General features: G+C 73.7%; 9 protein-coding genes. 5 read left to right on the top strand and 4 right to left on the bottom strand.

Annotated elements, in window-relative coordinates:
* Positions 1-20: 20 nt before the first annotated feature.
* From ACH4D3_RS22125 to ACH4D3_RS22115, 3 genes are all read right to left on the bottom strand, one after another.
* Entirely contained in the window at positions 21-2,474 is a 2,454-nt protein-coding gene (locus ACH4D3_RS22125) for an FAD-dependent oxidoreductase (RefSeq protein ID WP_398324425.1), read from the bottom strand.
* Complete coding sequence (locus tag ACH4D3_RS22120) at positions 2,471-3,556, bottom strand: S-(hydroxymethyl)mycothiol dehydrogenase (protein ID WP_398324422.1); 1,086 nt, start codon at positions 3,554-3,556, stop codon at positions 2,471-2,473. Before ACH4D3_RS22120 ends, ACH4D3_RS22125 begins: the two co-directional genes overlap by 4 nt.
* A 161-nt stretch (positions 3,557-3,717) precedes the next feature.
* Positions 3,718-4,545: an IclR family transcriptional regulator gene (locus tag ACH4D3_RS22115; protein WP_398324419.1), complete on the bottom strand. Its 828-nt coding sequence runs from the start codon at positions 4,543-4,545 to the stop codon at positions 3,718-3,720.
* Between the two features lie 208 nt (positions 4,546-4,753).
* On the opposite strand from ACH4D3_RS22115, the gene ACH4D3_RS22110 reads away from it, so the two are divergent.
* Positions 4,754-5,077 (top strand): bifunctional 3-phenylpropionate/cinnamic acid dioxygenase ferredoxin subunit, encoded by a 324-nt coding sequence (locus tag ACH4D3_RS22110; RefSeq protein WP_398324417.1) that lies wholly within the window; start codon positions 4,754-4,756, stop codon positions 5,075-5,077.
* Positions 5,074-6,309, top strand: a complete 1,236-nt coding sequence (locus tag ACH4D3_RS22105; RefSeq protein ID WP_398324414.1) for an NAD(P)/FAD-dependent oxidoreductase — start codon at positions 5,074-5,076, stop codon at positions 6,307-6,309. Before ACH4D3_RS22110 ends, ACH4D3_RS22105 begins: the two co-directional genes overlap by 4 nt.
* A gap of 40 nt (positions 6,310-6,349) precedes the next feature.
* Here the strand turns inward: ACH4D3_RS22105 and ACH4D3_RS22100 are convergent, their stop codons facing one another.
* Positions 6,350-6,907, bottom strand: coding sequence for a hypothetical protein (locus ACH4D3_RS22100; RefSeq protein WP_398324411.1), 558 nt, complete (start codon positions 6,905-6,907; stop codon positions 6,350-6,352).
* A 425-nt stretch (positions 6,908-7,332) separates the two neighbouring features.
* On the opposite strand from ACH4D3_RS22100, the gene ACH4D3_RS22095 reads away from it, so the two are divergent.
* Genes ACH4D3_RS22095 through ACH4D3_RS22085 form a run of 3 tightly spaced genes read left to right on the top strand, consistent with a single transcriptional unit; the run spans position 7,333 to position 11,001 of the window.
* On the top strand, positions 7,333-10,164 hold the full coding sequence (locus ACH4D3_RS22095; RefSeq protein WP_398324409.1) for a nitrate- and nitrite sensing domain-containing protein: 2,832 nt from the start codon (positions 7,333-7,335) through the stop codon (positions 10,162-10,164).
* The gene (locus ACH4D3_RS22090) at positions 10,161-10,595 is read left to right on the top strand and encodes a roadblock/LC7 domain-containing protein (RefSeq protein ID WP_398324407.1); all 435 of its coding nucleotides are present in this window, start codon (positions 10,161-10,163) and stop codon (positions 10,593-10,595) included. The genes ACH4D3_RS22095 and ACH4D3_RS22090 overlap by 4 nt, the downstream gene beginning before the upstream one ends.
* 10 nt (positions 10,596-10,605) lie before the next feature.
* The gene (locus tag ACH4D3_RS22085; protein WP_398324404.1) at positions 10,606-11,001 is read left to right on the top strand and encodes a DUF742 domain-containing protein; all 396 of its coding nucleotides are present in this window, start codon (positions 10,606-10,608) and stop codon (positions 10,999-11,001) included.
* Positions 11,002-11,013 lie beyond the last annotated feature (12 nt).

Raw genomic sequence — 11,013 nt, 5'->3', positions numbered from 1 at the left:
TCGGGGCCTCCTGGGGGCGGTCAACGGCGGATGCGGGTCATCTTCGGGTCGAACAGGGGCTCTTCGGCGACCGTGGCGGGCACCTTCGCGCCGAAGTACTCCACGTGCACCCCCGTGCCCTCGGCCAGACCCGCCGGGAGCCAGGCGTACGCGACGCAGCGGCCGAGCGTGTAGCCGTACGCGGCGCTGGTCACGTACCCGGCGGGAGCGCCGTCCACGTACACCGGTTCGCTGCCGAGCACCACGGCGGCGGGGTCGTCGAGGAGGAGGGGCGTGAGCCGCCGCTCCGGTTCGCCCGCGCGCTCCAGTGCCGCCCTGCCGACGAAGTCCGCCTTGTCCATGCGGACCGCGAAGCCGACGCCCGCCTCGTAGGGGTTGTCCTCGTCGGTCATGTCCCTGCCCCAGGCCCGGTACCCCTTCTCCAGCCGCAGGGAGTCGAAGGCGGAGCGCCCGGCGGCGATCACGCCGAGTCCGCGCCCGGCCTCCCACAGCGTGTCCCAGAGCCTGAGCCCCAGGTCGGCCGTGGTGTACAGCTCCCAGCCCAGCTCACCCACGTAGCTCAGGCGCAGCGCGGTGACCGGGACGTGGCCGACGTAGGTCCGCTTCGCGCGGAAGTAGCCGAACGCCTCGTGCGAGAAGTCGTCCGGGGTGAGCGGCTGGACGAGGTCGCGGGCGAGCGGGCCCCAGACGCCGACGCAGCAGGTGCCGGAGGTGATGTCCCCGACGTGGACACCGTCCGGCGCGTGGCGCAGCAGGTGGTCCAGGTCGGCGGGGGAGTTGGCGCCGACCTGGAAGCGGTCGGGGGCGAGGCGGGCGACGGTGAGGTCGGAGCGGATGCCGCCGCTTTCGTCGAGCAGGAGCGTGTAGGTGACCGCGCCGGGCTTCTTGCGGAGGTTGTTGCTGGTCATGCGGTCCAGGAAGGCGAGGGCTCCGGGGCCGGTGACCTCCAGGCGGCGCAGCGGGGTCATGTCGTACAGGGCGACCCGCTCGCGGGTGGCGCGTGCCTCCGCCGCCGCGATCGGTGACCAGTGGCGGGCCGACCAGGCGTCGCGGCCGGGCAGGCGGAGGTGCGCGGCGAGGGGCGCGTTCGCCTCGTACCAGTGCGGGCGTTCCCAGCCGCCGCCCTCCAGGAAGTACGCGCCGAGCTGCTGCTGACGGGCGTGGAAGGGACTGACCCGGAGCGGACGCGGCCGTTCCATCGGCTGCAGCGGGTGGACGACGTCGTACACCTCCACGAACTGCTGTGCACCGCGCTCCCGGACGTACGCCGGTGAACGCTGCGCCTCCTCGAACCGCGTGAGGTCGCACTCGTGCACGTCGATCGACGGCCGTCCGTCCGTCATCCACTCGGCGAGGGCCTTGGCGACCCCGGCCGAGTGGGTCACCCAGACCGCCTCCGCCAGCCAGAAGCCGCGCAGCACACGGGATTCGCCGAGGACCGGCATGCCGTCCGGGGTGAAGGAGAAGACGCCGTTGAACCCGGAGTCGATCCCGGCCCCGCGCAGGCCGGGCATCAGCCGGCGGCAGTCCTCCCAGCTGGGCGCCCAGTCCTCGGGGGTGAAGGGGTACGAGGACGGCATGTCCATGCCCCGGGCGCGGGCCTCGTCGTGGCCGGGGACGGCGAACGGATCCACGGGCAGCGGACGGTGGGCGTAGGAGCCGATGCCCAGACGGTCGCCGTGTTCGCGGAAGTACAGGTCCCGGTCCTGGAAGCGGAGGATCGGCTTCGAGGCCTCCGCCGTGGCGCCGCGCAGCTCGGGCAGCGGCCCGGTCCGCGCGTACTGATGGGCCAGCGGTTGCAGGGGGACGTCGACACCCGCCATGCGGCCGACGACCGGTCCCCAGAAGCCCGCCGCGGAGACGACGTGGTCGGCGGGGAAGGCGCCCCGGTCGGTGACGACGCCGGTGACCCTGCCGTCCTCCCGCTCGATGCCGGTGACGGTGTGCCGGTCCAGGGCACGGGCGCCCCGCGCGACGGCGCGGTCCAGCTGGGCGCGGGAGGCGCGCGGGGCGTGCGCCAGGCCGTCTCCCGGAGTGTGGAAGCCGCCGAGGACCACCGACGCGTCGAGCAGCGGCCAGAGTTCCTTGCAGCGGGCGGCGCCGACGATCTCGCCGCGCATGCCCCAGGAGGCGGCGTACCCGGCCCGGCGGTGCAGGTCGGCGAGGCGCTCCTCGGTGGTCGCCAGTTCCAGACCGCCGACCCGCCGGAAGCACGGCACGCCGTCCGGCGCGAGGGCGGAGAACTTCTCGACGGTGTACCGGGCGAAGGCCGTCAGGGTGCGGGACGGACTGGTGCGGAAGACCAGGCCCGGCGCGTGCGAGGTGGAGCCGCCGGGGGCGGGCAGCGGGCCCTGTTCGAGGACGGTGACGTCCGTCCAGCCGCGGGCGGTCAGTTCGTCGGCCAGCGAGCAGCCGACGATACCGGCACCGATGACCACCACGCGGGGCGGACGGCCGGGGGCGCGGGTGTTCACAGGACCACCACCGAGCGCAGCACCTCGCCGCGGCGCATCCTGGCGAACGCCTCCTCCACCCCGTCCAGCGTCGTCGTCTCCGAGACGAAGGCCCCCAGGTCCAGCAGCCCGTGCAGGTACTGGTCGATCAGGAACGGGAAGTCGCGGCTGGGCAGGCAGTCGCCGTACCAGGACGACTTGATCGCGCCGCCGCGCGAGAACACGTCGGCGAGCGGGAGTTCGACGGTCGTCCCGGGCGTGGGGACACCGACCTGGACCAGCACTCCGGCGTGGTCGCGCATGTAGAAGGCCTGGCGGAACGTCTCCGGGAGGCCCACCGCGTCGATCGCGATGTCCACGCCGTGGCCGTCGGTGAGGGCGCGGACCGCTTCGACCGGGTCGGTGCCGCGGGAGTCGACGGTGTGCGTGGCGCCGAACCGTTCCGCCCGGTCCAGCTTCCGGCCGTCCACATCGACGGCGATGACCTTCACGGCGCCGTTCAGGGCGGCGCCCGCGATCGCCGCGTCGCCCACGCCGCCGCAGCCGATGACGGCGACCGAGTCGCCCCTCCCCACCTGGCCCGTGTGGACGGCGGCGCCGTATCCGGCCATCACCCCGCAGCCGACCAGACCGGCGGCCTCGGGCCGGGCGGCCGGGTCGACCTTCACCGCCTGACCGGCCGAGACCAGTGTCTTCTCGGCGAACGCCCCGATGCCGAGGGCGGCGGTCAGCGGGGTGCCGTCCGGCAGCGTCATCGGCTGGGCGGCGTTGCGCGACCGGAAGCAGTACCAGGGGCGCCCGCGCCGGCAGGAACGGCAGTCCCCGCAGGGAGCCCGCCACGCCAGCACGACATAGTCGCCCGGCGCGAGTGCGTCGACGCCCTCACCGACGGCCTCGATCGTGCCGGCCGCCTCGTGACCGAGCAGGAACGGGAAGTCGTCGGTGACCGCACCCTCCCGGTAGTGCAGATCCGTGTGACAGACCCCGCAGGCCTGCACCGCGACCAGTACCTCGCCGGGCCCCGGATCCGGGACGACGATCGTCTGCACCTCGACGGGTGCGCCCCTCTTCACAGCGACTACGGCACGGACCTCGTGTGGCACGACAAGCTCCTCTGCTGTTGCGCATAGCACGATGGGTTGCGCGGTGAGGAACATAGTGGGAACGCCGTCCACGGGCCGTCAAGAGGTACGGGTCAACCCCTCGCCAAAAGGAAACGGGACGGCCGGAACACACACCGAAGGCGCCGCTTTCCGGCGCCCGGTCAGCCGCCGTAGCCCATGCGGCGGGACAGTTCGGCCCCCGCCGCCGAGGTGCGCCGCGCCAGGTCCGGCAGGCGGTCCGGCGTCAGCCGGTACACCGGGCCCGAGACGCTGATCGACGCGATCACCTTGCCGTCGTGGGACCGGACGGGCGCCGCCACCGCGGCCAGCCCGATCTCCAGCTCCTCCTGGGTGATCGCGTAGCCCTGCCCGGTCACGGTCTCCAACTCGCCGCGCAGCACCGCCGCGCCGGTCACGGTGTGCTCGGTGAACCGGTGCAGCGGGCGGGCCAGCAGGCCCTCGCGCAACGTGGGCGGCAGATGGGCGAGCAGCACCTTGCCGCTGGCGGTGGCGTGCAGCGGGGTGCGCCGGCCGAGCCAGTTCTGCGCGGTCACGGAGGCGGTGCCGCGGGCCTGCATGACGTTGACCGCCGCGTCGTCGTCCAGGACCGCGATGTTCGCCGTCTCGCCGAGTTCGTCGGCGAGTTCGCGGCAGACCGGCACCCCCTCCTGCGAGATGTCCAGCCGCACCGCGGCCGCCCCCGCCAGGCGCAGCACGCCGGCGCCCAGGTAGTACTTGCCGCGCTCCTTCTCCTGGGCCACCAGGCCGCGGTTCTCCAGCACGCCGAGCAGCCGGAAGGCGGTGGACTTGTGCACCTCCAGCTCCTCGGCGATCTCCGTGACGCCCGCCTCGCCGTGCCGGGCGAGGATCTCCAGCACGCTCACGGCGCGGTCCACCGACTGCACGGCGCTCGCCGCGCCCCTGCCGCCGGCCTGCTTGTTCGCCACGTGGTCCTCACGATGGTCGGGCTGCCTCTGTGTGCGGCTCATGGCTCAACTCTCATCACCTGACGGCCCGGTGCGGACCGTGTCTGCGGGAAGCCCTTGACGGCACGGGCGTCCGCCCCGGATTCTGTTGCGTATAGCGCTCTCCAGTGCGCCATGTGAAACATCATGTTACCCAAGCGTCCGGATCCCGGAAGGGTACGCGCACCGCGGCCCGACAGGACCCGCGTTCCGGACCGAGAGGGGAGCCCCCATGATTCCGGTCTGCCGCCTCGAAGACCTCCCCAAGGGCGAGTCCGCCCGCGTCGCGTCCACTCCGCCGATCGCCGTCTTCCACACCGACGACGGCGATCTCTACGCCATCGACGACACCTGCAGCCACCAGGACGCCTCCCTGTCCGAGGGCTGGCTCGAGGGCTGCCTGGTCGAATGCCCGCTGCACGCCGCCTCGTTCGACCTGCGTACCGGCCGGCCCACCTGCCTTCCGGCCCGCAGGCCCGTGCGCACCCACCGGGTCTCCGTCGACGACGGCGTCGTCCATGTCCACCTCGCCGCCGAGGAGGGAAGCGCCGCATGAGGACCGTGACCGTCGTCGGCGCCTCGCTGGCCGGCCTGTACGCCGCCCGGGAACTGCGGGCCCAGGGCTTCGACGGCCGACTGGTGATCGTCGGCGACGAACCGCACCGGCCCTACGACCGGCCGCCCCTGTCCAAGGAGTACCTGACCGGCCGGGCCGACGAGGACCGGCTGGCGCTCACCGACGCGGAGGAGAGCGCCGGCCTGGACGCCGAGTGGCTGCTCGGCGTCCGCGCCCGCGGCCTGGACGCGCGCGGGCGTACCGTCCTGCTCGACGGCGGACGCACCGTCTCCACCGACGGCGTCGTCGTCGCCACCGGCGCGTCGGCCCGGTGCCTCGACGGGGGCCGACGGTCCGGCGATTCACCGTACGGCGACCGACTCCCCGGTGGCCGGCCGTCCGGCGTCCACACGCTGCGCACCCTGGACGACGCCCGCGCCCTGCGCGCCGAACTCACCCGCGGGCCGCGCCGGGTGGTCGTCGTCGGCGGCGGGTTCATCGGCGCGGAGACGGCCTCCTCGTGCGCCGCTCTCGGGCACGAAGTCACCGTCGTCGAGGCCGCCGACCTCCCGCTCGCGCCCCAGCTCGGACCCGAGATGGCCGCCGTGTGCGCCGCACTGCACCGCCGGGGTGGCGTCAAGCTGGTCACGGGCGCCTCCGTCAGCGCGCTGCGGGGCGGCGGGACCGTCACCGGGGTGGTGCTCGGCGACGGCCGTACCCTCCCCGCCGAGGTGGTGATCGTCGGCATCGGGGCCACGCCCAACACCGCCTGGCTGGCGGGCTCGCCGCTGGTCCTGAACGACGGTGTCCTGTGCGACGACGGCTGTGTGACGTCCCTGCCGCAGGTGGTCGCCGTCGGTGATGTGGCCCGCGTCGGCGGTACCCGAGCGGAGCACTGGACCTCCGCCACCCGGCAGCCCCGGGCCGCCGTGGCCAACCTGCTCGCCGGACGCACGGTGGAGAGCGCGAGGTCGGTGCCGTACTTCTGGTCCGACCAGTACGGAGCCCGCCTTCAGCTCGCCGGGCGACGACGGGCGGGCGACACCGTCCGCGTCGTCGAGGGCCGGGTGGGCGACGGCGCTCCGGGCGAGGACGGTTTCCTCGCCCGTTACGAACGCGACGGCCGGACCACCGCCGTGCTCGCCGTGGACCGCCCCCGCTCCTTCATGAGGGCACGGCGCGAACTCGCCCGCGAACTCGCCCGCGAGGCCGACCGGTCGGTGCCGGCGTAATCCGGTGACTCCCGCCGCCCGGACGGCACCGCCCGGACGCTCAGGGGTGCGACAGCTGCCCCGCGCCGCCCCGCCGGCCTATCCGCCCCCGGCCCCGCTCGGCGGCCCGCGCCTGCCGCCTCGCCCGGCGACGCTCGCGGCGCACGGCGCGCGCGGTGCTGCTCGGCACCGACACCACACCGTGCCGCTGATTCCACACCTGCCGGGTCACCCACACGTCCAGCACGCCCCAGGTGGCCACCACCGTGCCCGCCACACTGCCGAGCACCATCGGGAACGCCAGCCAGGACTCCGCCAGCGTGCACAGGAAGGCCACCATCGCCATTATCAGCGTCACGGCGACCACCAGCACCGCGCGCACGGCCGCCGTACGCACGGGGTCCGGCATCCGGCGGCGCCGCGCGGGTTCCTCGCGCCACAACGGCCGGTACCCCGACTGCCGCTCGCCCGCCCGAGCGGCCGGCCCGGTCGCCCGAGTGCCCGGCCCGGTCGCCGGAATGTCGCGATCCGACGCCTCCGGACGCGCCGCCGAGGTCTCCTCGGCCACCCCGGTCGCACCGTCGTCCGCGGGCGCCCCCCGCCGCTGCGCCGTGCCCATCAACATGTCACTCCCCACCGCCGGCAGACCGCTCGTCCGTGTCCGGGGACACGTCTCCCCTCTGACTGCCCGGCTTGCACTGCTTTACGCCGCCCGGGGGCGGGATGCGGCACCTGTGGCCGATTCCGCCTCCGTTTCCCGTAGTGAATGACGAACGACGGGTCCCCAAGATTCCCGAAAATCCCGCGCAGTCGAATAATTTCGGCCAATCCGCCCGTCACGCCGTGCTGACCGCCCCGCACCCGTCCACGGATCCCGGGAGGCAATCTCCCGCAATGACCGGACAACTGACCATCGCTCGCCCCGGGTGCGGAAGTTCGGCCTCCGGACGGGTCTTCGAGTTACCTGTGCGTCAGTAGTAGGCTCGCGCCGTTTGTTGACGCACATGAGTACCCCCGCCGGTGGGGGTCCAGCTGGGGGAGGCCATGCGCTTTCGCGGGAAGTCGATCCGCCGGAAGATCGTGGCGCTGCTCCTCGTGCCGCTGGTGTCCCTGACCGCGATCTGGGCCTTCGCCACGGTCCTGACGGGCCGGGAGGCGGCACGGCTGTTCAGCCTCTCCACCGTCGTGGAAGAGGTCGGCTACCCCGTCGCGGACACGGTCCGGGTCCTCCAGCAGGAACGCCGCCAGACCCTCGTCCACCTCGCCGACCCCCGCGCCTCCGACGGGCTGGCGGCACTGGAGCGCAGCCGCACCGCCACCGACGAGGCCGTCGCGGAGATCCGCCGCAACGCCGCCGACGCCGGCGTACGGGAAGACCTCGGCCGGGCCGGGGACGAACGGCTCACCGCGGTACTGGACGCCTTCGACGGCCTCGGTTCGCTGCGCCGCAGCGTCGAGGACGGCACCGTGAACCGCGCCCAGGCACTCGGCCTCTACAACCGCCTGGTCGACCCCTGCCACGACCTGCTCGCCAACCTCAACGTCGTCGACGACGTGGGCCTCGACAAGCAGTACCGCGCGCTCGTCAACGTCTCCCGGGCCCGCGAACTGCTCTCCCGCGAGGACGCCCTCCTCGGCTCCGCCCTGGTCGCCGGGCGGCTCAGCCGCACGGAGGTGCGGGACGTCTCGGACCTAGTCGCACAGCGCACCGTGATGTACGACATCAACCTGCCGCTGCTGCCCTCCACCGAACGCGGCCGCTACCAGCGCTTCTGGAAGAACGCCTCCTCCGCCCCGCTCCGGGTCGCCGAGCAGGCCGCCGTCTCCTCCGACACCGGCACCCCGCGCGGAGTCACGGCCAAGAGCTGGGACACCGCCGCCGGGAACGTCCTGAAGGAACTCGGCGACCTCGACGACAACGCCGCCGACCGCTACCAGGACCGCGTCGACCCGGTCGCCACCAGCACCATCGCCAAGGTCGTCGTCGCCGGAGCGCTCGGCCTGATCGCCCTGCTGTACTCCATCTTCCTGTCCGTCCGCGTCGGCCGCTCCCTCATCCGCGACCTCAAGCAGCTGCGCCTGGAGGCCCACGAGGCCTCCGGCGTCCGCCTGCCCAGCGTGATGCGCCGCCTGTCGGCGGGCGAGGAGGTCGATGTCGAGACCGAGGTGCCACGCCTCGAATACGACCGGAACGAGATGGGCGAGGTCGGCCAGGCCCTCAACACCCTCCAGCGGGCCGCCGTGGAAGCCGCCGTCAAGCAGGCCGAACTCCGCGCGGGCGTCTCCGAGGTCTTCGTCAACCTCGCGCGCCGCAGCCAGGTCCTCCTGCACAAGCAGCTGACCCTGCTCGACACCATGGAGCGCAGGACCGAGGACACCGAGGAACTCGCCGACCTGTTCCGCCTCGACCACCTGACCACCCGCATGCGCCGGCACGCCGAGGGCCTGGTCATCCTCTCCGGCGCCGCACCCTCCCGGCAGTGGCGCAAGCCCGTCCAGCTGATGGACGTGGTGCGGGCCGCCGTCGCCGAGGTCGAGGACTACGAGCGCATCGAGGTCCGCAGGCTGCCCCGCGTCGCCGTCACCGGACCGGCGGTCGCCGACCTCACCCACCTGGTGGCCGAACTCCTGGAGAACGCCACGGTGTTCTCGCCCCCGCACACCGCGGTGCAGGTGCTGGGCGAGCGCGTCGCCAACGGCTTCACCCTGGAGATCCACGACCGCGGCCTCGGCATGGCCGCCGACGCCCTGCTCGACGCCAACCTCCGGCTGGCCGAGACACCCGAGTTCGAGCTGTCCGACACCGACCGGCTCGGCCTGTTCGTCGTCAGCCGGCTCGCCCAGCGGCAGAACGTCCGGGTCTCCCTGCAGCCGTCCCCCTACGGCGGCACCACCGCGGTCGTCTTCGTCCCCGACGCGCTGCTCACCGACGACGCCCCGGACACCAACGGCGTCGGTTTCCGCCTCGACCGTCCCCAGCACGTCAAGGACAAGGAGCGGGACGAGGGCCGCCGTTCCGCCCTCGCCCACGTGCCCGCACGGCTCCCGGAGCGACCGGCCGCGCTGCTGGACGGCCCCGTCGAACTGGAGGCGCCGGTAGACCTGGACGCCCTCGACGACCTCCCGGGCGCCCTCGACGACCAGGACAGCGAACGCGGCGGCCTGTTCCGCCCGCGGCGCTCCCTGGTCGCGGCCGACGACGACCAGGCGGCCCGCCGCACCGGACCTCGACGCCCCGAGCCCCGTCACGGTGACGAGGCGACGGCCGGGGACGGAACCGAGGCGAACGCCCCGGTGGCGCTGCCCCGCCGCCGCACTCCCAAGCTGGTCAGCTCGCACGGGCGCCCCGTCGCCGAACGCGGCGCCCGAAGCAGCGCCGACGAGCCGCCCGCGGCCGGCCCGGACCGGACGGAGCCCCCGGCCGCGTCCGGCCCCCGAACGGACGAGCTGCCCGCCCTGCCCGCCCGCCGACGCGGAGACCGCCCCACCGACCGCACGACCGACCGCACCGGGGGCCGCACCACCGGGCGCACCGAGGGCCCCATCACCGACCGAACCGGGGGCCTCACCGCCGGGCGCGGTGGCGGCGAGCCCGCCGCGGGCGAGGACGCTCCGCCCGCGAACGCCGAGGCGGGGGCGCTGCCCCGACGTGTCCGGCAGGCCAGTCTGGCCCCCCAGCTCAGGCAGAGCCCCGAACCGGCCGCCGAAGACCGCTCCGACCCCGCCGACCGCGACGCCGACGAGGTACGCAACCGCATGGCCTCGCTCCAGCGCGGCTGGCAGCGCGGCCGCAAGGAGAACGCCACGGGTGACGACCCGCCCGGCGGCGCAGCACCATCAGCACCACGAGGAACGACAAAGGGGGACGGTCGATGACCGCACCGAAGGCGACCGGCCACACTGCGACCAAGTCCGGGGAGCTGAACTGGCTCCTCGACGACCTGGTGGACCGTGTCGCGAGCATCCGCAAGGCCGTCGTCCTGTCCGGCGACGGCCTGGCCACGGGTGTGTCCAAGGACCTGACCAGGGAGGACAGCGAACACCTGGCCGCCGTGGCATCCGGGTTCCACAGCCTCGCCAAGGGCGTGGGCCGGCACTTCGAGGCGGGCAGCGTCCGGCAGACCGTCGTCGAACTCGACGAAGCCTTCCTCTTCGTCACCGCCGCCGGCGACGGCAGCTGCCTGGCCGTCCTGTCCGACGCCGACTCGGACGTCGGGCAGGTCGCCTACGAGATGACCCTGCTCGTCAAGCGGGTCGGCGTGCACCTGGGCGCCGCGCCGCGCACCGATCTGCCCTCGGGCGGGTAAGTGGGATGACATGAGCGCAGACGGTCAGGGAACAAACCACTGGTTCGACGACGAGGCCGGCCCCGTCGTCCGTCCGTACGCCATGACGCGCGGCCGCACCAGCAGCGCGGCCCAGCACCGCCTCGACCTGATCGCGGTGGTCGTCACGGAACCGCACGCGGACGATCCGGAGGCGGACGTCACCCTCTCCCCGGAGCACGTGGACATCGTCGGCCTGTGCCGCGACGCCCCGCAGTCGGTCGCCGAACTCGCCGCCGGACTCGACCTCCCCATCGGGGTCGTGCGGGTCCTGGTGGGCGACCTCGTGGACATCGAACTCGTCCACGTCAACCGGCCCGTGCCCCCGGCCGAACTGCCGGACGAGAACATTCTGCGCGACGTGATCAACGGGCTGAGGGCACTGTGAGCCGGCCCCCGG

This window comes from Streptomyces sp. NPDC018026 (genome assembly GCF_044327745.1).
GTDB classification, from domain to species: Bacteria; Actinomycetota; Actinomycetes; order Streptomycetales; family Streptomycetaceae; genus Streptomyces; species Streptomyces rubrogriseus.
The sequence above is the reverse complement of the archived record's forward strand: the minus strand, read 5'-3'. Positions and strand labels throughout refer to the sequence as shown.